We start from the raw sequence: 22395 nt of genomic DNA, 5'->3' as shown, positions 1-22395 counted from the left end.
GTATTGAGAATTTTTGCAATTGCTAAAAGGGAGGAGCCTTTTGTAAAATTATCCAATTAAAAATTTGTTTTTAACTTAGAATGCTCAGCGACCGCCCTTCGGCTTTGCACCGTAAACAAGAAATCGTGGCCAATTGCCACAAACTGCCCCAACAAAATTTTAAAAAGGAATTGCTTTCCACAGAAACAATTTCAGAAAGTATTCAAACTATTTTCAGTAAAATTTCAGATATAAATACGAATGCAATTACTATAAATACGGTTTCTCCCGTGCGTCATATTAAGGATGGCATGGTTGAAAACGCGTTGAGCAAAGCACATTTGCTCACTGCAATTCACGCAAACTTAAAAAGTAAATCTAAATCGGTAAATCTAAATTCATTTTACTTTCCTTCTTTTGAAATTATGATGGACGAGCTGCGCGATTACCGCTTTTATGCCGAAGACATGCTTCACCCAAATAAAACGGCGATCGAGATTATTTGGCAAAAATTTTCAGAAGTTTGGGTTTCTTCAGAAGCCGCTGTGCTTCAAAAAGAAATAGCTATTATTCAAAATGGTTTAAATCACAAACCATTTAATCCACAAAGCGAACAACATCTTCAATTTTCAGAAAAGCTTCAACAGAAAATTACTGCTATTCAAAATCGATTTTCACATATTCAATTTTAGAAAATTATTCATTCATAGTGTTTTAGAGGCAGAATACGTCAATTGCCCTATTGTGTGTTTTCTGTAGTTTTGGCAATTTTGTCACTAATTAATAATCACGTATCCGTTTCGGCGGAGAACTAAAACCAAACATTATGAAAACTTTCAACAAAACAATTTTAGTATTAATGGCTGTTCTAGCGGTAAGCTTAACGTCTTGTAAAAAAGACGACGACGGTGGTGACGATCCACAGGGCGGCACAGGAACATTTTCGGCAAAAGTAGATGGCGATAGCTTTTCAGGAATACAAGGTACCGTAGTGGCGCAATTAACAAATTCTGGTTCAACACAAGTTTTAGCTGTTAGTGGCGGCACCATGGACTCTGAAAATTTACAGATGATCATTCAGAACTTTGACGGGGAAGGCACTTACAACCTTAATTTTATGAATATAGGAACGTATAGTTATCTGCCAGATCCGGGAAATCCAGACCCGAATACTGTGGTAATTTACACCACCGTGGGTGATGGGCAAGGTAATAATGGTACGATAAGCATCTCTAGCTTTGACGGAAATACGGTAAAGGGTACTTTCAGTTTTACGGGGATTAATTTAAATGATAATAGCGATACAGTTTCAGTAACTGAGGGCCAGTTTAACATTGAGGTTACTAACAACTAAGCTTTAAAAAGAAAACACAAATTAGAATCTCAGATGTTGAGGTTTTTACGTGGGCCGGGGGCAAAACGCAAGTTTTACCTCCGGTTTTTTTGTTTCAAAATTTAAAACAAGAAGCTATAAACCAGAAGCTTGAACTTTAATTATACGTCAATTGCCCTATTGATTTCATTTTTATTTCGAAGCATCTTTGAATATCAACTTTTAAAAACCACGATTATGAAAACTTCAATTCTTTTTTACGTACTATTTTGCTTTGTGTTTTTTACAACCAGCACAACGCTAGCTCAAAGAGCCGAGGAACCAGATTTTCGCTATGATACTGGAGCCAAAATAAATGAAATGCAACTTACTCAAGGAGGTACAATGGTAGTTGCTACCAACGATGGTCTTGTGGGGATAAAACCAGGTAGCAACCAACTATTGTTTAATTTTACCGAGTATGGGCGAGTAAAACCCGAAGAACTAACTTTTGTGCCAAATGCGCCGTATGTAATTGTATATCAAGGTGGATTTGCAAATCTAAATTCAAAAAAGACGGTTATAGATTATATTTCAGGTAAAACATTATTTAGTACAGAAAGTAACGGCTGGAAAGATGTAATTACCTGCGATGTAATGATGCCGCAGAATAAATTGATTGTAAGCGGTAATCGCACCTCAAAAGAACAGTATGCGGCACAGGTTGCCGTGTATGATTTAAATACTGGCAAAGAAGATTATAGATTTGATATTGGCGAGCCGGGCAGAGTTGGTATTGCTAAAACGTATGTTGTAACTGGACGGCCGCTTTTGCTGAAAAACAGTTTGGTTTTACCAACGTCGCAAGGTGTTTTTAATATGAAAGCGCAAACAGGCGAATTGATTTGGCAAAACGATATGAAAAATATGAACATGCTTGTAGCCGATGAAAGCGAGAAAGAAATCTATGCTTTTGAAATTGTAAACCAAGGAAAAAATACACGTATCCATAAACTTGGAATAAACGGTGCTGAGCTTTGGAAAGATGACCATAAAGTAAAAGGGCAAATAGCAAATTTTCAAATATTGCCAAACGGACTAGCCGTTGTTAGCAATCAAAATGATGGTGGAAGCAATAGCGTGTTTGCGCGTAGCAATGAGTCAAATATTGCATTTTTAAGCGCAACCAACGGTGAAGATTTATGGGAAAAAGCCCCAAAGACCAAAGGCTATGTGCAGCATTTTTATGTAATGGAGGATGGTATTCTCTTTGGGATTTATGAAGGTGGAATCAATAAAATTTCTTTTGATGGGCAAACGCTTTTCAAAAAACCTTTAAAAACGGGAGAAAACATTTTAACAATGGCACACACGCCACAGGGATTGATTTATATAACTTCGGAAGACGCCAATATTGTAAATCTTGATAATGGTGAACAAGTATGGAAGAAGCCATTAAAATATAAAAGAGCAGGGGCTGTAAGTTCAACTTTCGACAAAAAGAACAATCGCTACCTAATAAGTGCAGATGAAACTTTATATGCTGTGGATGCAACTTCTGGCGATGTGAGCACCTTAGCCGAATCTAAATTTGATGGAAAGGAAGATCCGTCGCATGTAGAAATTCGCAATGGGGGCATTCTACTTACCAGTGATCAGAATATGCAATTAATAGATTGGAATGGCGGAAAACAATGGCACGAATATTATCGTGCACCCGGTAAAAGCGCGATGGGCGCAATATTAGCAGGAGTTACTGCAGTTGCAACAGCAACTACGGCTATGGCTGCAGCAAATTCTTCGGTGCAAAATAGACTTGCAGGCTACGACCAAAGAGCTGATCGTGACGCAGACTTTGCTGGAGGCATGGCTGCCGCAAGTGGTGCTTCTGTTGCCGAAATGCTAAAACGTTTTAAAGCTACTGCGGCAACTAAAAACGACCAATTTATACTTACAAAACTTGACGACGGTGTGGGCTTGGTAAAAGTCAACAAAGACTCGGGCGAAAAAGGAAAGGAAATTGTGTTAAAGGATAAAAAACCAGAATATGTTGTAGATGAAATAGGCGGATTGCTGTATTACAAAGCAGATAATAACTCTATTTATGCCTACGATCTTAAACGATAAAATAACGCGACTAACCAGGTTATTTTTCATAAACCACAAGTGAAGTGAGGAGCATTTGAGGTTGTAAAACCCCGTATTAAATTATGGGGTTTTTAATTTTTCCAGTTCCTCTAAAAATCTTCAAAAGTTTTCGCTAAGTATTGTTTTCAATTAAAAAGACGGAAAATTACTGATTTTATTAACGGAAAAAATAGCAAAATCGCCCGAAGATTAGCCCAAAGTAAAGAAGCAGCTTGAGGAATATAGTGAATGATGTTTGCCGAAACTGCAATTGTAAATTCGAAATACCACATTCAACTCTGGAATTGGTATTTTTTCAGTACTTTAGGTAGCTGAACAATAGCTTTTATGAAACAATTTTTGTGCGTCGCACTGTTTTTATTTTTGGGAATTTCTACACTCCTCGCCCAATCTGCCCAAAAAAAAATGGACAGTTTAATGGTGGTTGCCGCAACATCAAACGATTCCGTTAAACTTCGTATATTCAATAGAGTTAGTTTCTACTACATTTTCAACGAACCGGAACGCGCAAAAAAGCTACTGTTAACGGGAATCACAGAGTCGCAGTCCAAAACCATACCTTTTTCCGAAGCAGAACTCACAAATACCTACGGTATTTATTACGATGTTTCGGGGAATTCAGATTCCGCAAAGTATTATTTTGAAAAAGCTTTGGATATAAGTGAAGCCCACGACTATAAAATAATTACTATAATGGTAATTAACAACTTGGGAATGTTTCATTGGAATAAAGGTAATTATCAAGAAGCATTGGACTATTTTTTTCAGGCTTTAGAAATGAATAAAAGCGAACTTTCACGTTCGTCGGCAGATACGTATTATAGTAATATTGGTCTTATTTACCAGGAAATGGGTCTTCCGGACAAAGCTTTGGAATATCATAACCAAGCGCTAGAGCTGCGCCGAGAGCTAGGCGATAAAAAAAATATTGCCATTTCGCTAAACAATATTGGTATTTCGCTGGCACAGAAAAAAAATTATAACGAAGCCGAAAAGTCTTTTAATGAAGCCGTGACAGCAGCCCAGGAAGCTAACGAATATGGCGTGCTTTACAATGCATTAAACGGCTTGGCCAGTTTGTACATTATTACGGGAGTTTACACAAAGGCAATTCCTATCTTACAACAATCTATTTCGGAAAGAAACCGACTAAATATTGAAAGGAGGGCAAACCTTTCGGCTATTGCAAACCTTATTTCGGCATATTTGGCCTCGGGACAAATTGATAACGCCAAAGAATATATAGAAAACGGCAATAAATTTTTAGTTGAATTTCCAGACCTTTTAGTTTCGGCAGTAGATTTTTATGGGGTAGCTTCACAAGTGTATTTTATGGAGAATAATTATTCCGAAGGGAAACGCTATTTTGAAAAAGCCTTGGCGGCAAAAGACAGTATTTTTTCCACTGAAACCGCGCATAAAACCGCAAGCTTAGAAACAAAATTTAAAACATCTGAAAGAGAAAGAGATCTTGCCCAAACCCGTGCAAACCTTGCAGAAAGCGAATTAAAAGTAGAACAGAAAAATATTTTCATCATTGCGATGACCGCATTGGTATTAATACTCGGGCTGCTGGGTTACCTATTCTACAACCAACAAAAACTTAAAAACCGCCAACTGCAAAAAGAAGGTGAGCTAAAAACCGCACTCGCAAAAATTGAAACCCAAAACCAATTGCAGGAACAACGACTTAGAATTTCACGCGACTTGCACGATAATATTGGTTCGCAGCTCACTTTTATTATTTCATCAATAGATAATTTAAAATATGGGTTTACAGACATTAATGATAAATTGGTCAATAAACTTTCAAGGATCAGCGATTTTACTTCACAAACTATTTTTGAATTGCGGGATACGATTTGGGCAATGAACAAAACAGATATTTCGGTTGAAGATTTACAAGCGCGAATTTCTAATTTTATAGAAAAGGCTAGGGTTTCCAGCGATATGGATTTTCAATTTGATGTGGACAATTCTATTTCAAAAGAAACACATTTTACTTCTGTGAAGGGTATGAATATTTACAGGATTATTCAAGAAGCGGTAAACAATGCCTTGAAATATTCCGAAGCAACCCAGATTACGGTATCATTAACAAAAGATAACTTGCCACCAGAGGGGGCTGGCGGTGATGTACGAAAATATTATTTAAAAATTGTTGATAATGGAAAGGGGTTCAACATAGAAAATGTTGAATTGGGCAATGGTATTTCCAATATAAAAAAACGCGCTAAAGATTTAGGTGGAAGCGTCACTGTTTCTTCAGAAAAAGGAAAGGGGACGAGTGTAGGTGTTATATTTTAGAAATAAGGGGTTCATTTCGGTTTCCATTATAATTTCAAATACGGCAATTGCCCTATGTAGTTTCGGCAGATAAATCATTATTTTTATGCAGTAAAACCAAAGTGAAACTATGTATTTACAAGTCGCCATTTTATTGTTTCTGATGCTGATTGTAATTGGTTTGGTAGTTTGGTTTTATAATGCAAAACGGGCGATGGGACAAGTACACAACCAAAATGTTGCAATGTTGGAAAGTGCTATTTATAACAATTGTAAACAGCTTAAATTCAGAACCCTTCAGCTCAATCGGTACGATTTTTTAAAGTATAATTTAGACGAAGCTTTAGTAGTACAATCAGACATAAATCTATAAATTATGACTAGAAATTTGCTTCTATATATATTTTGCTGCTGTACCGTTTCGCTCTATTCACAAAGTAAAGAACAGGTTGATTCTATCAACAAACTTTACATTCAGGGGCTGAATATTCCGCAAGATTCAATTGTAGTTTTATTTCAAAATAACGCAAAAGACGCCGAAAAAATTTCATACAAACTTGGTGTGGCCGATGCATACTTCCAACTTTCTTTAGTTTATGGCTATCAAGGCAAATATGAAAAAGCCACTAAAAGCACAATTGAAGCCATAAAAATCTACGAAGCCGAGAATAAACTAGATAGACTTGCCGATTATTACGGCGAAATGGGGTATGGCTTAAAATACAAAGATTTACCTACGGCATTGCAATATATGCAGAAAGGAAAAGCCATTGCGGAAGCCAATAATTTTGAGAATGAACTTAAAGATATTTACAATAATTACGGCGTTTTAAAAGAAATAAATAATGAATTAGACAGCGCGTTATATTATTTTAATAAAGGTTTAGAAATTAAATTGAAACTAAATGACACCATCGGAATCCCGTACAGTTGGAGCAATTTGGCGGGTGCTTATGGACTACAGGAAAATTTTTCGAAATCGAGGGAATATTTTAACAAATCGCTTCAGCAAAGGTTAATTTGGGCAGATTCAATTGGCATTGCCGAAAATTACACCCAATTGGGAGAAGTTTATATGGCAGAGAAAAAATGGAAAGAAGCTATCCCATTTATGCACAAGTCACTGCCTATTTCACTGCAAAAGCAATATCAGAACTTGACGCAGTACAACTATAAAATGCTTTCAGATATTTATAAAAAGCTAAATAATGCAGATTCGGCTTTGTATTATTTTGAACAGTATGCTGCAGTAAAAGATAGCGTACGCGGATTGAAAGTTGAAGAAAAAATTGCCGCCTTAAATGTTGAATTTGAAACTGAAAAAAAGGAAAACCAAATTCTACAGCAGCGTGCGCAATTAGTTGAAAAGGATTTGCAAGTCCGCCGAAAAAACACTTTTATTTTTGGAAGTTTGGGGCTGGCTTTGGTGCTTGGATTACTGGGGTATTTGTTTTACAATCAGCAAAAATTAAAAAACCGTCAACTGCAAAAAGAAGGCGAATTAAAAACAGCTCTAGCAAAAATTGAAACCCAAAATAAACTGCAGGAACAACGGCTGCGAATTTCACGAGATTTGCACGACAACATTGGGGCGCAGCTCACTTTTATTATTTCCAGCATCGATAATCTGAAGTATGGATTTTCAGATATTGGCGAAAAATTAAGTAATAAACTTAGCAATATTAGTGCTTTCACATCGCAGACCATTTATGAATTGCGCGACACTATTTGGGCGATGAATAAGGAGCAAATTACTTTTGAAGATTTGCAGGTGCGCATTGCCAATTTTATTGAACACGCACAAAACGCTTCGGACCAGACAGAATTTTCTTTTCATATAGCTGAAAATGTAGATGAAACACATTTATTTTCTTCTGTCGAAGGAATGAATATTTACCGGATTATACAAGAAGCCGTAAATAATGCTTTAAAACATGCAAAAGCAGATGAAATTGAAGTCAATATTTCAAGAAAACAAAATCAATATCAACTCGAAATTATTGATAACGGCAAAGGTTTTGAGCAAACCTCTATTGAATTAGGCAATGGTTTGAACAATATGAAAAAACGTGCACGGGAGATTGGTGGAAACATTGACTTTGTTTCAAATATAAACAAGGGAACACGCGTTGCTTTAAATTTTCCAGTGTAATAAATTTCGAATTTTTTTCGAATTCATAGCACAGAGCTCCACACTATACGGCAATTGCCCTATTTTGATTGGTTTCTAACACCTAATTTTTAACTATCTTTAAACCAACAACTAACTACAAATGTTTAAGATTGCCATTGTTGACGACAACTCTTTCCTTATCCACGCCATAAAGGAAAAACTCTCCTTTTTTGAAGATGTAGTTGTAAAACATACCTCAATAAACGGCAGCGAGTTACTCACAAAGTTGGGAGAAGACCACAACCTCGATTTAATTTTAATGGACATTGAAATGCCCATTTTAAACGGAATTGAAACGACTCAAGTTGTAAAGCAAAAATATCCACACATTAAAATAATTATGCTTACGGCATTTGATAATGACGAACATATTTTTAACGCTATTAAAGCTGGCGCCGATGGTTATTTACTGAAAGAAATTAATCCCAAAGAATTATACGAAGGTATTTTGGAAACCTTAAACGGAGGCGCTGCGATGAACCCATCTATTGCGATGAAAACTTTAAAACTTTTACGAAACCCTATCGATATTCAAAACTTGAAAGACAAAGAAGAAATTTCGCTGTCCACGCGCGAAGTTGAAGTTTTGGAACAACTTAGCAAAGGTTTAAGTTACACGGTAATTGCAGATCATCTTTTTCTTTCGCCCAGTACGGTAAGGAAACACATTGAAAATATCTACAAAAAACTGCAAGTTCACAGCAAGATTGAAGCGGTACAAAAGGCTAAAAACCATAATATTATTTGAGAATCAATACCAATAGACCTCACAGGTTTTTGAAACCTGTGAGGTCTTGTGTCAAGGTTGAAAGGTGACTCCAATGGTATTCAAAACCTACGGGGTTTGGCTCTTTTCTTTGTGTCTTTTGCCTATTGCTTTCGGTAGTCCAAAATATATCGTAGTTTTAGATTTCATTTTAAAAAAAACTTGAAACCTAAAATATTCATTATGCAGAAATTATCCCTTTGCACCTTCCTCTTTTTATTACCGTTGCTGAGTTTTTCACAAGAAAAGGACGCCGTAATTGAAAACATTCAAAAAGAAGCTTACGAAAATTCACAATTAGAAATTCTCGCCCACGAGTTGCTCGACGATATTGGTCCGCGATTGGTTGGAACACCGCAAATGCAACAAGCCCACGACTGGGCGGTTAAAAAATACAAAGGTTGGGGTATTGCTGCCGAAAACCAACAATGGGGCGAGTGGAAAGGTTGGGAGCGAGGTATAACGCATATTGATATGGTTTCACCCCGAATTCAAACCTTAAGTGGTACACAATTAGCGTGGAACCCCAGTACATCGTCAAATGGCATAACGGCTGAGTTAATTGTGCTTCCGGAAATAAAAGATTCGCTTTCATTCAAAAAGTGGTTGCAAACTGTGAAAGGAAAATTCGTGATGATTGCAATGAAACAGCCTACCGGAAGACCAGATGATAACTGGGAAAAATGGGCCACACCCGAATCTTTTGAAAAAATGAAGAGCGAAAGAAATGCTCAAACCAAAGCTTGGAACGAAAACATTAAACGTAGCGGTTACAACCGAAGAAATATTATACCTGCTTTGGAAGATGCGGGAGCGGCTGGAATTGTAGATTCTTACTGGTCAAGAGGTTTTGGGGTGAACAAAATATTTGGTGCTCGTACTAAGAAAATTCCAACCGTAGATATTGAATTGGAAGATTACGCTATGTTGTACCGTATGGTAGAACACGGCGATAAGCCAGAAATACACGTAGTTGCAGAATCCAAAGACTTGGGTGTGGTACCTGCATTCAACACCATTGCTGAAATTAAAGGCACTGAAAAACCTGATGAATACGTAATCCTTTCTGCACATTTTGATTCGTGGGATGGCGGAACGGGCGCAACCGATAATGGTACCGGAACTTTAGTGATGATGGAAGCTATGCGAATTTTAAAGAAAGTTTATCCCAATCCAAAACGCACTATTTTAGTGGGCCATTGGGGGAGTGAAGAGCAAGGTTTAAACGGATCTTCTGCCTTCGTTGCAGACCATCCCGAAATTGTAAATAATATACAAGCTGTGTTTAATCAAGATAATGGAACGGGAAGAGTGAAAAGCATTAACGGTGCCGGATTTTTACATTCGTACGAATATATTTCTCGGTGGTTAAAAGCTGTTCCCGATACAATTAGCAGGCATATTGAAACATCCTTTCCCGGATGGCCATCGAGCGGTGGTTCAGATAATGCATCATTTGTTGCTGCGGGCGCACCGGCATTCAACTTGAGTTCGTTAAGTTGGAGTTATTGGAATTACACTTGGCACACAAACCGCGATACGTACGATAAAATTATTTTTGACGATGTACAGAGCAATGTAATTTTAACTGCCATTATGGCTTATATGGCTTCGGAAGACGATTCAAAAACTTCGCGAGCGCAAATTATTCTGCCAATAAATGACCGAACTGGAGAGCAACAAACTTGGCCAACACCGAGAGTGCCGGAACGAAAGGGAGGAATGTAAATATTAAAAGTACCAAACCCCAAAAGCACTAAATTACAAATCCCAAATTCCAAAGAGTACAGTTGGAATTTGGGATTTGTATTTTGGAATTTGGTGCTTGAGATTCGGAATTTAAATTCCAAAAGCTTCCTTCACTTTATCAACATAATCTAGCTTTTCCCACGTAAAAAGCTCTACTTCTTTCGTGATTTTTCCGTTGTACGGACTTTCAAAAGTTTTGGTAATTACTTGAGGATTTCTTCCCAAATGTCCATAAGAAGCTGTTTCGGAATAAATCGGGTTTCTAAGTTTCAACCTTTTTTCAATTGCAGCAGGGCGCATATTGAATATTTCTGAAACCTTTTTAGCGATTTCACCGTCCGAAAGATTTATATTTTTAGAGTTGTAAGTGTTCACCAAAATTGAAGTTGGTTCTACAACGCCAATTGCATAACTAACTTGAACTAAAATTTCATCAGATACACCTGCAGCAACTAAATTTTTCGCAATATGTCTGGCAGCATAAGCAGCACTTCTGTCAACTTTACTCGGGTCTTTTCCGCTAAAAGCACCACCGCCGTGCGCGCCTTTTCCGCCGTAGGTATCAACAATTATTTTTCTTCCCGTTAAACCTGTATCGCCGTGTGGTCCGCCGATAACAAACTTTCCGGTTGGGTTAATGTGGTAAACAATATCGTCATTGAATAATTTTTGAACGTATTCTGGAAGTTGTTTCTTTACCTTCGGAATTAAGATTTTAACAATGTCTTCTTTAATCTTTTTCAACATCGGTTCATCTTCATCAAATTCGTCGTGTTGCGTTGAAACAACGATTGCAACAATTTTCTGCGGAATGTTATCATCACTGTATTCAATAGTAACCTGACTTTTTGAATCTGGACGTAAATATTTTATTTCAGAATCTTCTCTGCGAAGGGCAGCCAATTCAATTAAAATTTTATGCGAAATATCTAAAGCCAAAGGCATATAATTTTCAGTTTCTTTGGTAGCGTAACCGAACATCATCCCTTGGTCGCCAGCGCCCTGTTCTTCTTTATTCGCGCGGTCTACACCTTGGTTTATATCTTGTGATTGTTCGTGAATTAAAGAAATAACGCCGCAAGAATCGCCACTAAATTTATACGCGCCTTTGGTGTAACCAATCTTGTTGATTACATCGCGTGCAATGGTTTGTACATCGAGGTAGGTATTGCTTTTTACTTCACCTGCTAAAACAACTTGACCGGTAGTGACCAAGGTTTCACAAGCAACTTTACTCTCTGGATCGAAAGCCAAAAAATTATCTAAAAGTGCGTCGCTAATTTGATCCGCAACTTTGTCTGGGTGTCCTTCAGAAACACTTTCCGAAGTAAATAAATAGGCCATATAAATGGATTTAAAATATTATAGTTACAGGAAATTTTGACGGGTACGCCGAAGGTAGATTTTCACTGCCTTTAGCATTTTTTATTGAGGTTGCAATCAGTCAAATTTTTCCTCTTAAATTATCTTCGGCAAAAGTAGAAAAATTAAATGAACCGCCGTTTTATTTAAAGTTTTTTGACGAAATATTTGGATATTAAATTTTTATGACGCTATATTTGCCCCCACACAAAGTTCAAACTTTTACTGAAATGTTATCAAGAAAGGCCGAGGGATTAGACCCTGTGACGCCTTAGCAACCCTTTCTACGGAATGAAGGTGCTACATTCTACAACGATTCTGAAATATTATAGAATTGATGATAGATAACGACAAGACAATTTCTTTTCTGAAATTACTTTTCATTTATTCTTTTTAACATTTTTCTGTTTTTCCGAACTCGCTTCGGGATTGATCTTTTGTTTTAATCTTTTTATTAACTCAAAAAAACTAGAAAAATGAGTACACAAAACAAATTCGCAACGAACCTATTGCACGCAGGACACGACGTAACCGCCAACGGAGGAACCCGTGCGGTGCCAATTTACCAAACCTCAAGTTACGTTTTTAAAAACAGCGACCACGCTGCAAATCTGTTTAACCTATCAGAAGCTGGGTACATTTATTCGCGTCTAAATAACCCAACTTGCGATATTTTGGAACAACGTTTGGCGGCTTTGGAAGGCGGTATTGGCGCTGTTACCACTGCGTCGGGCGCATCAGCCATTTCAACTACATTGCTAACACTGCTTCGCGCTGGCGACCATATTGTGGCGTCCAGCAGTTTGTACGGTGGAACTTTTAATTTATTAAACGTTACTTTACCGCGTTTGGGTATTACTACCACGTTTGTTGACGGGTCCAATCCTGAAAATTTCGGAAATGCCGTAAAAGAAAATACCCGCGCTATTTTTATTGAATCGCTCGGAAATCCGAAGTTGGATGTGTTAGATATCGAAGCCATTTCTAAGGTGACACAATCAAATAAAATTCCACTAATTGTTGATAATACAGTTGCTACACCAGCTTTATTGAATCCAATTGCGCACGGTGCAAATATTGTAATCCATTCACTTACAAAATACATCAATGGAAACGGAACAACGCTTGGCGGTGCAATTATCGATGCAGGAAATTTTGATTGGACTAACGGAAAATTTCCAGAATTTACAGAGCCTTCTGCAGGGTATCACGGTTTAATTTATTCCGAAGTTTTAAAGGAATCCGCTTTCATCGCAAAAGTGCGCCTCGAAGGGCTTCGCGATTTCGGAGGGGCTTTGAGTCCGTTTAGTGCATTTCAAATAATTCAAGGTTTGGAAACTTTAGAAATTCGAATTGCAAAACACAGCGAAAATGCATTGAATTTTGCCAAATGGCTTCAAAATCGTGAGGAAGTGGCGTGGGTAAATTACCCCGGTTTGGAAGATAATGCATATTTCAACCTTGCACAAAAATACCTTCCTAAAGGACAAAGTGGCTTGGTCACTTTTGGCGTAAAAGGCGGTTATGAAGCTGCTAAAAAAGTAGTTGATAATGTGAAGTTATTTTCACTTTTAGCAAACATTGGCGATACCAAATCCTTGATAATTCACCCAGCAAGCACCACCCACCAACAACTGAGCGAAACAGATCAAGCCGCCTCGGGGGTAAGTCAAGATTTAATTAGACTTTCCGTTGGTTTAGAAAATATTGAAGATTTAAAAACAGATTTGGAACAAGCTTTCAAAAGTATTTTTAAAGAGCAATTGGTGTAAACTATCTCACATCTCAAGTCTAAAATCTCAAATCTAATGTCTCACATCTCAAGTCTAACAATAGCGGATTACACCACAAAAAGTGGAGTTAGCCTTAAAAACCTTCCCTTGAGCTACCAAGTTTTTGGGAAACAATTGGGCACGGCTCCTGTGGTTTTGGTAACGCATGCACTTACTGGAAACAGTAATGTTTGTGGCGATAATGGCTGGTGGAAAGAATTAATTGGTGTTGAGAAATGCATCAATAGTGAAGATTTTTCTATTATTTCATTTAACATTCCGGGCAATGGATTCGACGGATTTTTAATTGAAAATTACAAAGACATCACCATTTACGATGTTGCTCAATGGTTTTTGATAGGATTGCAGCAACTTAACATATCCAATGTTTTTGCAGGAATTGGCGGTTCTTTAGGTGGAAGTATTCTGTGGCAAATGGCAGTTTTAAAGCCTAATTTGTTTCAAAATTTAATTCCAATTGCAACAGATTGGAAAGCGACAGATTGGTTAATAGCGCAGTGTAGGGTGCAAAAACAAATTTTAAGCAATTCTGAAAATCCTATCCACGATGCCCGCGTTCACGCAATGACTTTCTATAGAACGCCGCAATCTTTTAAGCAGAAATTCAATAGAAGCATAAACGAAGCGCTGAAAATTTTCAATGTTGAAAGTTGGTTGCTTCATCACGGTGAAACGTTACAAAAACGCTTTCAATTACAAGCCTATAAATTAATGAATCACTTGTTGGTTACTTCAAGTTTTGAAACACAAGAAATGTTTTTGAATTTGGCTTCAAAAATTGAAGGAAACATCTATTTGGTGGGCATTGACAGCGATGGATTTTATTTAAACGAAGAGATAAAGGACACGTTTTTAACATTAAAACCCTTAAAAGACAATGTGCATTTTGCCGAAATAAATTCCATTCACGGGCATGATGCTTTTTTAATTGAATACGACCAACTGTCGGGAATTTTGATCCCGATTTTTAATTCAGAAAAACACACAAAAACAAAAAAATATGAGCACGCAAATATTGGATAATCCAATTGTAAACTTGATAGATTTAAACAATATAAAAAAGAAGAAAATTAATATCGCCATTTTTGGCCATGGAAATGTGGGAGGCCATTTGGTCAATCAAATTATTTCATCAAAAGAAGAAATCTCCCGAAGACGCGATTTAGAATTGAACATTTTTGCCGTTGCAAATTCAAAATCGGTTTTATTTCAACAGAAAGGTTTAGACAAAAATTGGTTGGATGAAAAGCGTGAATATGGGCAAAGTTACGATATTGATCAAGTAATTTCCTTCGCAAAAACCAACAACCTTCAAAACCTGATTTTGGTGGATAATACGGCCGATGCAGATTTTGTTCAAAATTATTCAACCTTTGTAGAAAATGGTTTTCATTTGGTTTCTTCAAATAAAATTGCCAATACTTTGGACTTAAATTTTTATAAAGAACTTCGCCAAAAGTTGACTTTAAAAAAACGTCAATATTTATATGAAACCAATGTAGGCGCCGGGCTTCCGTTGATAGATACCATTAAACTTTTGCATCTTTCGGGTGAAAATATTACGCGAATTCGCGGAGTGTTTTCGGGTTCGTTGAGTTATATTTTCAATACTTTTTCGGAAGAAGACAGCTCGTTTAGTTCTGTTTTAAAATCGGCAATCGACAAAGGATTTACAGAACCCGACCCGCGCGAAGACCTTTGTGGAAACGACGTTGGAAGGAAATTGCTTATCTTGGCGCGTGAATTGGATTTGCACAACGAATTTGACGATATTGCTATTCAAAATTTAATTCCAAAGGATTTGCGCAATGTTTCAAAAGAAGGATTTTTGAAGCGATTGAAAGAATTGGACGTTCCGTTTCAAATTAAAAAGAAGAATCAGTTGAAGGATTCCGTTTTTCGTTACGTTGCAGATTTGCACGGCGATTTATCAAAAGAAACGGGTGCTCTTTTAACTGTAAATTTAACATCGGTTCCTAAAAACAGTATGTTAGGTGCTTTAAAAGGCAGCGATTCAATTTTTGAAATATACACCGAAAGTTATGGCGATAATCCAATTGTGATACAAGGCGCAGGTGCAGGCGCAGCGGTTACTGCACGAGGGGTTTTTGGGGATATTTTACGAATAAGCGATAAAGATTGAAGAAAGACTTAAGACCGCTGCGCTGTAGGACGTAAGACTTAAAATCACTAAGAATAGTCCGATGTTTTACCGTCCTAAGTCATTATTAATAAAAGAAAATATATAATTATGAAAGTTACCTTAAACAGAATAAACGATAACTATTTATTTGAAGCGAAAGGCGAGTCTGGCGTTCCCGTTTTCATTGACAGTAAAACCGACGAACCTTCAAAGGGTGCAAGCCCAATGGAGCTTTTATTGATGGGCGTTGGCGGTTGCAGCGCGATAGATGTGGTTTCAATTTTGAAGAAACAAAGGCAGGAAATAACTTCTTATAAAATGGAAGTAGCAGGCGAACGCGAAGAAGTTCGTGAAGCAAAACCGTTTAAAGCAATACATGTTAGGTTGTATTTAGAAGGCAAAATTGATGAAGCGAAGGCCATTCGTGCTGCAAAGTTGAGCTTTGAAAAATACTGCTCGGTTTCCATCACCATGGAAGCCTCGGTAAAAATTACGTATAGTATTGAGCTAAACGGAAAATCTTTAGCTATTATTGAGGTTTAAACAGATGATTTTAAATGATTCCTACAAAAGAAGAAGTTGAAGCAGCTTGTGAGCGGGTGAAGCCATACGTTCACAACGTACCTATTTTGAAGTCGTCTTTTTTAAATGAATTTTCGGGAGCCGAAATTTTCTTTAAATGTGAGAATTTTCAAAAGATGGGTGCTTTTAAAATGCGGGGAGCAACCAATGCTATTTTACAACTTTCCGAAGCGCAGAAAAAAGCTGGTGTAGTAACGCATTCCTCGGGGAATTTTGCACAAGCCCTTTCGTTGGCAGCCAAAAATCTTGGTGTAAAAGCATATATCGTAATGCCCGAAAATGCGCCGCAAGTTAAAAAAGAAGCCGTGAAAGGCTACGGCGGAATCATCACCGAATCTGCATCCACTCCAATTGCTCGCCAACAGGAAGCAGCGCAAATTCAAAAGGAAACAGGCGCTACGTTTATCCATCCCTCAAACGATAGAAATGTGATTCTTGGAAATGCAACTTCCGCAGCGGAATTATTTCAAACTCATCCCGATCTCCATTATGTTTTTACACCAGTTGGCGGAGGCGGATTGATTGCTGGGACTGCACTTTCGGTGAAATATTTCGGCACTAATTGCAAAACAATCGGAGGCGAACCTATTGAAGTTGACGATGCTTTTCGAAGTCTAAAAAGCGGAAAAATAGAATTCAACGAAACTACAAATACAATTGCAGATGGCTTGAAAACCTTTCTCGGCGGTGTTAATTTCCCAATCATAAAAAAATTGGTTTCAGAAATAATAAGCGTTGAAGAAACTGAAATTATTTCGGCAATGAAACTTATTTGGCAGCGGCTGAAAATAGTTGTCGAGCCCAGCAGTGCAGTTGCTTTTGCAGCTTTGCTTCGCGAAAAAGAACGATTTAAAAATAAAAAGGTTGGAATAATTTTATCTGGCGGCAATGTAGATTTAAAAAACTTGCCGTTTTAAATTTTTTCGGTTTTAAAGTAACTAATAGTCTTAAAAGAATTATTTACAGGCAGGCTATTATTTCAAGATTAGTTTATCTTTACGACCGTTGAAAAAATATGAAGCACCTACTTTCACCTTTCATTGCGATACTTTTTTGTTTTCCGCTTTATTCGCAGGAAAAAGAATTGAAGCCAATTTCTTTAGAAGCAGATTACTTCTATGGAACAATTTTAGAACACAATCCAGATATTCAACATTTAATAACGGGACATCCAACGGGTTTAATTCTCTCCTTCAACAAAAAAACCTATGGCTTTAGTGAGTGGGAGCGACGTTATAATTATCCAGATTGGGGGTTTACGGTTGCATATCAAAATTTACAAAATGAGTTTTTAGGCCATGCTGTTGGTGCTTATGGACACTTTAACTTCTACTTTTTAAACCGATATTTAATGCTGCGTGTAGGCCAGGGTGTTGCTTATGCTACAGACCCTTTTGATCCCGTATCCAATTTTCGCAACAATGCGTACGGCACTCAATTTTTAAGTTCCACATTCATAAAAGCTAATTTTGTTCGTGAAAATATTTGGAAAGGTTTGGGTTTTCAGGCGGGATTTACCGTTATTCATTATAGTAATGCAAACCTAAAAGCCCCAAACAATAGCACAAACACTTTAGCCGTAAATGCGGGCTTTAGCTATCAATTAGATTACAAAGAATTTCCAGAATTTATAACAAAGGAAGATTCATTAAGTAAAACCCACGCTGAAAGATTTAAATACAATTTTGCAATTAGGTCTGGCATAAACGAAAGCGACGTAGTTGGGCTGGGCCAAGAACCGTTTATGGTACTTTCGGCCTTTGTTGATAAGCGCATAAATTTTAAAAGTACCTTCACTGCTGGGGTAGATGTTTTCTACTCTATTTTCTTAAAAGAATTCATTAAATATCGCTCCATTGCCTATCCTGAAGATCATGTGTCGGGAGATGAAGACTATAAACGCGTTGGTGTTTTTGGAGGGCATGAATGGCGCTTTAACAAGGTGGCTTTTGTTTCGCAGTTGGGGTATTATATTTACTATCCGTTTGAGTTTGAGAATCGAGTTTATAACAGATTAGGATTAAAGAGGTATTTCTTTAATGATACTGTTTTTGCGGCTGTTACCGTACACGCACATTGGGCAAAAGCGGAAGCAGTAGAGTTTAGCATTGGCTATCGTTTGTGATAATTCTGAAGTTTTTCAGAAATAGAAATTATGAAAAAAATTATTTACATCGCATTATTGCTACTTAGTTTGGGTTGCGACTCTAACAAAGGCTGGGATTGTGTTCAGGCGGCAGGAAATATTGTTTCAAAAGATGTGTCGGTTCCCTCATTTACAAAAATTCTTGTGTGGGATCGCATCAAACTTTATATTGAGCAAGGAGATGAACATCACGTAAGAGTTGAAACTGGCGAAAATTTAATGTCGAATATCGTTGTATCGGTATCTGGAGGAAAACTTGAAATTAGAAATAATTATGGATGTAACTTGGTTCGCGATTACGGGCTAACAAAAGTGTATGTTACGGCTCCCGATATAACCGAAATACGAAGTAGTACAGGCTATGCAGTAGAGAGTATTGGTGTGCTTTCGTATCCGTCGTTAACCCTTTTGTCTGAAGATCAGCAAAATGAAGACCAATACCAAATAGACGGTGATTTTAAACTTAATTTAGAAGTTGAAAACCTCAATATTGTAGCCAATGGACTTTCAACTTTTTATTTAAGCGGTACAGCAGATTTTGCGAGTTTTGGCTTATATGCGGGGGATTCTAGAATTTTTTCAGAAGATTTAATTGTTCAAACCTTGTACGTCTATCACCGAAGTACGGCTGAAATGGTAGTTAATCCTCAACTCACCATACGCGGGAAAATTTTGAGCGTAGGCAACGTAATTTCCAAACATAGACCGCCCATTATTGAAGTTGAAGAATATTATCGCGGTCGTCTTATTTTTCAATAGTCAATTCCGTAAATAGTTTTTCTAAGGTTGTGTTTTTTTGATGCAATTGCAAGATTTTTAATCCGTTATCGTGCGCAAAATCAAAAACATTCCCACGCATATCTTGTTGCGTTTTAAAGTGAAGTTGATACACAAAACCAATTGAGTTTTCAACCCTTTCTATCTTCGGAAGCTGTTGCAACGCCACTTCTTCAACGCGGTAATCAAATTCTACCTCAATAATTTGTTGTTTGTTATTTTTTAGGTCTTCAAGCTTTTTGTCGAGCACTATTTCACCTTTATTTATAATAATTACGCGATCGCAAATTGCTTCTACTTCCTGCATAATATGTGTGGAAAGCAAAACCGTTTTTTCTTCGCCAACGTTTTTTATAAGTTGACGGATTTCAATTAATTGGTTGGGGTCTAAGCCTGTTGTTGGCTCGTCCAAGATTAAAACTTCAGGATTGTGCAAAAGTGCATTCGCAAGCCCCACGCGTTGGCGATATCCTTTAGAAAGTTGACTGATTTTTTTGTTTGCTTCAGGCGTTAAACCAGTTTTCTCAATAATACTTTCTACTTCAGATTTTGGGATGTTGTAAATGCCTGCGTTAAAAAGCAAATACTCCCGAACGTACATTTCTAAATAAAGCGGATTGTGTTCGGGCAGATACCCAACACTTTTTTTAACGGCTATATCTTTCTTTGTTACTTCAAAACCGTTCACAAAAGCAACGCCTTCCGAAGCGGGAAGATAGGTTGTTAAAATCTTCATCATTGTAGATTTTCCGGCACCATTAGGGCCGAGAAAACCAACAATTTCCCCTTTGTTGATAGTAAAGGAGACCTTGTTAAGCGCTTTTTGGTCGCCGTAGGTTTTAGTGATATTTTGTACTTGTATGGACATATTTATTTATAAACAAAACTACATAAATTTCTTCCGAAGTAATTGGGCTTCCCCGTTTAAAATTTTTCATAAAACGTTTTCAAAATCACAATTATTAGCTAATTTAGCCGCAATGATAAAAAAACACTCATATAATTTTTCCAAAGCGTGGTGGCATATGTTTATTAACGTCGGCTAAAGGGAATGTTGTATTTAAATTATACGTTAAAAAGTCCCATTTTTGGGGCTTTTTTTTTTGAATAAATTTTATGGAAAATAATAAGGAATTACGCCACTGGTTAGACGCTTTTGGCTTGAATCACCCACTCGTTATTGCTGGCCCGTGCAGTGCAGAAACTGAAGAGCAGCTGCTAAAAATTGCACACCAACTAAAAAATACAGACACTTCGGTCTTACGTGCTGGAATTTGGAAGCCGCGTACCCGACCTGGTAATTTTGAAGGGGTTGGAGCCTTGGGGTTAAAATGGCTTCAAAAAGCGAAAGAAGAAACCGGCTTGCTCACAACTACAGAAGTTGCCAATGCTAACCACGTAGCATTGGCGTTAAAACACGATGTAGATATACTATGGATTGGCGCACGTACTACCGTTTCGCCATTTATAGTTCAGGAGATAGCAGATGCCGTAAAAGGAACCGATAAAATTGTATTGGTGAAAAACCCAGTAAACCCCGACCTGGCTTTATGGCTCGGTGCAGTAGAACGTTTTTATACTGCTGGTATTACTAAGCTTGGCGTTATTCATCGTGGTTTTTCTACCTATGAAAAAACGCGCTACCGCAACAATCCCGAATGGCAAATTCCCATTGATCTTCAAAATGCTTTTCCAGATTTACCCCTTATTTTAGACCCGTCGCACATTGCAGGGCGTAGAGACAGAATTTTTGATCTTTGCCAAACGGCACTCGATTTAAATTACGACGGACTTATGGTTGAAACTCATTATGATCCAGACAATGCATGGAGCGATGCAGACCAGCAGATTACGCCCAAAGCATTAGAACAAATGACTGTAGACTTGAAAATTCGGAAAGTAGAAGGCGATGAAAAAGAATTCAACAATCAATTAAACACCATGCGTACGCAGATAGATTTAATAGACGATCAAATAATGGATATGTTGGGCAAACGTATGAAAATTGTAGATACGATTGGTGCGTTGAAAAAGAAAAACAATGTTGCAATATTACAAGTAAAGCGCTGGAATGAGGTGCTTGGTAGAATGATTTTAGAAGGTGAAGAAAATAGATTAAGTGAAGAATTTGTATTGAAAATATACAAAGCCATTCACCAAGAATCTATTAACCATCAGAAAAAGGTAATAAATGATTGAAAAGTTTTGCAACTTTGCGATATGAAGGGCCTAGTTTATAAATCTACTGGTAGTTGGTATTCCGTAAAAGCTGAAAACGGAACTTTTTACGATTGCCGTATAAAAGGGAAATTCCGTATAGGCGGTATAAAAAGCACCAACCCTGTTGCAGTGGGCGATCACGTAGATTTTGATGTAGAAACAAAAGGCGATGAAACGGTTGGAGTAATTAAACATATTGAAGAGCGCAACAATTACATTATTCGCAAATCGGTTAATCTTTCAAAGCAAACGCATATAATTGCGGCCAATATAGACATTGCCTTTCTCGTAATTACGCTCAATAACCCACCCACTTTTACCACTTTTATAGATCGTTTTTTAGTTACAGCAGAAGCTTATCATATTAAAGCTGTGCTGCTTTTTAATAAGATTGACACCTATAACGAAGACGAGTTGCTAGAAATTAAACTCCTAGCTGCACTCTATAGAAAAATAGGGTATGAGTGCATTGGAATTTCGGCTGTTACGGGAAAAAATATCGATAAGGTAAAATTATTGATGCAGGACCAGGTAACAATGTTCTCCGGCCATAGTGGTGTAGGAAAATCTACTTTAATAAATGTAATTGAGCCCAATTTGTCATTAAAAACATCTGAAATTTCTGAGCAACATTTACAAGGGCAACACACAACTACTTTTGCCGAAATGTACGACCTTTCTTTTGGCGGTCAAATTATTGATACACCGGGAATAAAAGGTTTTGGAGTAGTAGAAATGGACAGAGAAGAACTGGGCGATTACTTTCCAGAATTTTTCGAGCTGAAGGAAAACTGCAAGTTTAATAATTGTCTCCATCTTGAAGAACCCAATTGTGCGGTAAAAAATGCTTTGGAAAATGAGGAATTGGCGTGGTCTCGATACAAAAGTTATTTGCAAATTATTGAAGGGGAAGAAGAACATTTCAGAAAAGATATTTATGAAAAGTAGATTTCTTAAGT

Annotated in this window: 18 protein-coding genes, 1 pseudogene and 1 riboswitch; of the genes and pseudogenes, 17 read left to right on the top strand and 2 right to left on the bottom strand. The window is 37.3% G+C overall.

Features of this window, described 5'->3' with window-relative positions:
• The first annotated feature begins 80 nt into the window (after window positions 1-80).
• The 8 genes from K8089_RS05740 (at window position 81) to K8089_RS05705 (ending at window position 10392) form a co-directional block, all read left to right on the top strand.
• Window positions 81-671, top strand: coding sequence for a GSCFA domain-containing protein (locus tag K8089_RS05740; protein ID WP_237602329.1), 591 nt, complete (start codon window positions 81-83; stop codon window positions 669-671).
• A gap of 134 nt (window positions 672-805) precedes the next feature.
• A complete protein-coding gene (locus tag K8089_RS05735; protein WP_237602328.1) occupies window positions 806-1333 on the top strand; it encodes a DUF6252 family protein in 528 nt (175 codons plus the stop codon).
• Window positions 1334-1549: 216 nt separating this feature from the next.
• Complete coding sequence (locus K8089_RS05730) at window positions 1550-3418, top strand: outer membrane protein assembly factor BamB family protein (protein ID WP_237602327.1); 1869 nt, start codon at window positions 1550-1552, stop codon at window positions 3416-3418.
• A 348-nt stretch (window positions 3419-3766) separates the two neighbouring features.
• A complete protein-coding gene (locus K8089_RS05725; RefSeq protein WP_237602326.1) occupies window positions 3767-5746 on the top strand; it encodes a tetratricopeptide repeat-containing sensor histidine kinase in 1980 nt (659 codons plus the stop codon).
• Between the two features lie 109 nt (window positions 5747-5855).
• On the top strand, window positions 5856-6098 hold the full coding sequence (locus tag K8089_RS05720) for a hypothetical protein (protein WP_237602325.1): 243 nt from the start codon (window positions 5856-5858) through the stop codon (window positions 6096-6098).
• 3 nt (window positions 6099-6101) lie between these two features.
• Window positions 6102-7877 carry a tetratricopeptide repeat-containing sensor histidine kinase gene (locus K8089_RS05715; protein WP_237602324.1) on the top strand — a complete coding sequence of 592 codons (1776 nt, stop codon included), beginning with the start codon at window positions 6102-6104 and terminating at the stop codon, window positions 7875-7877.
• A gap of 121 nt (window positions 7878-7998) precedes the next feature.
• A complete protein-coding gene (locus K8089_RS05710; RefSeq protein ID WP_237602323.1) occupies window positions 7999-8646 on the top strand; it encodes a response regulator in 648 nt (215 codons plus the stop codon).
• Between the two features lie 201 nt (window positions 8647-8847).
• Complete coding sequence (locus K8089_RS05705) at window positions 8848-10392, top strand: M20/M25/M40 family metallo-hydrolase (protein WP_237602322.1); 1545 nt, start codon at window positions 8848-8850, stop codon at window positions 10390-10392.
• A gap of 111 nt (window positions 10393-10503) precedes the next feature.
• Here K8089_RS05705 and metK read toward each other — a convergent pair whose 3' ends face one another.
• The gene (metK, locus tag K8089_RS05700; RefSeq protein ID WP_237602321.1) at window positions 10504-11757 is read right to left on the bottom strand and encodes a methionine adenosyltransferase; all 1254 of its coding nucleotides are present in this window, start codon (window positions 11755-11757) and stop codon (window positions 10504-10506) included.
• A 248-nt stretch (window positions 11758-12005) separates the two neighbouring features.
• A riboswitch (SAM riboswitch) is annotated at window positions 12006-12126 on the top strand.
• 125 nt (window positions 12127-12251) lie between these two features.
• Here metK and K8089_RS05695 point away from each other — a divergent pair.
• The 7 genes and pseudogenes from K8089_RS05695 to K8089_RS05670 all read left to right on the top strand — a co-directional run bounded on the left by K8089_RS05695 (window position 12252) and on the right by K8089_RS05670 (window position 19198).
• Window positions 12252-13547, top strand: coding sequence for an O-acetylhomoserine aminocarboxypropyltransferase/cysteine synthase family protein (locus K8089_RS05695; protein WP_237602320.1), 1296 nt, complete (start codon window positions 12252-12254; stop codon window positions 13545-13547).
• A 36-nt stretch (window positions 13548-13583) separates the two neighbouring features.
• Window positions 13584-14591, top strand: coding sequence for an alpha/beta fold hydrolase (locus K8089_RS16695; protein ID WP_407932374.1), 1008 nt, complete (start codon window positions 13584-13586; stop codon window positions 14589-14591).
• A pseudogene (locus tag K8089_RS16690) lies at window positions 14536-15711 on the top strand (bifunctional aspartate kinase/homoserine dehydrogenase I); the annotation flags it as partial. The gene K8089_RS16695 and the pseudogene K8089_RS16690, both read left to right, overlap by 56 nt.
• A gap of 108 nt (window positions 15712-15819) precedes the next feature.
• Window positions 15820-16254 carry an OsmC family protein gene (locus K8089_RS05685; RefSeq protein WP_237602319.1) on the top strand — a complete coding sequence of 145 codons (435 nt, stop codon included), beginning with the start codon at window positions 15820-15822 and terminating at the stop codon, window positions 16252-16254.
• A 14-nt stretch (window positions 16255-16268) separates the two neighbouring features.
• Window positions 16269-17210 (top strand): threonine ammonia-lyase, encoded by a 942-nt coding sequence (locus tag K8089_RS05680; protein ID WP_237602318.1) that lies wholly within the window; start codon window positions 16269-16271, stop codon window positions 17208-17210.
• A gap of 98 nt (window positions 17211-17308) precedes the next feature.
• Window positions 17309-18418, top strand: coding sequence for an acyloxyacyl hydrolase (locus tag K8089_RS05675; RefSeq protein WP_237602317.1), 1110 nt, complete (start codon window positions 17309-17311; stop codon window positions 18416-18418).
• A 30-nt stretch (window positions 18419-18448) separates the two neighbouring features.
• Window positions 18449-19198, top strand: coding sequence for a head GIN domain-containing protein (locus tag K8089_RS05670; protein WP_237602316.1), 750 nt, complete (start codon window positions 18449-18451; stop codon window positions 19196-19198).
• Here the strand turns inward: K8089_RS05670 and gldA are convergent.
• Window positions 19185-20084, bottom strand: a complete 900-nt coding sequence (gldA, locus tag K8089_RS05665; RefSeq protein ID WP_237602315.1) for a gliding motility-associated ABC transporter ATP-binding subunit GldA — start codon at window positions 20082-20084, stop codon at window positions 19185-19187. The genes K8089_RS05670 and gldA overlap by 14 nt on opposite strands.
• A 248-nt stretch (window positions 20085-20332) precedes the next feature.
• On the opposite strand from gldA, the gene K8089_RS05660 reads away from it, so the two are divergent.
• Both K8089_RS05660 and rsgA read left to right on the top strand, forming a co-directional pair.
• Entirely contained in the window at window positions 20333-21415 is a 1083-nt protein-coding gene (locus K8089_RS05660) for a bifunctional 3-deoxy-7-phosphoheptulonate synthase/chorismate mutase type II (RefSeq protein ID WP_237602314.1), read from the top strand.
• Between the two features lie 21 nt (window positions 21416-21436).
• On the top strand, window positions 21437-22384 hold the full coding sequence (gene rsgA, locus K8089_RS05655) for a ribosome small subunit-dependent GTPase A (protein ID WP_237602313.1): 948 nt from the start codon (window positions 21437-21439) through the stop codon (window positions 22382-22384).
• The last annotated feature ends 11 nt before the right edge of the window (window positions 22385-22395 follow it).

The organism is Aequorivita vitellina, assembly GCF_022008365.1.
In the GTDB taxonomy this organism is placed as follows: Bacteria; Bacteroidota; Bacteroidia; order Flavobacteriales; family Flavobacteriaceae; genus Aequorivita; species Aequorivita vitellina.
The sequence above is the reverse complement of the archived record's forward strand: the minus strand, read 5'-3'. Positions and strand labels throughout refer to the sequence as shown.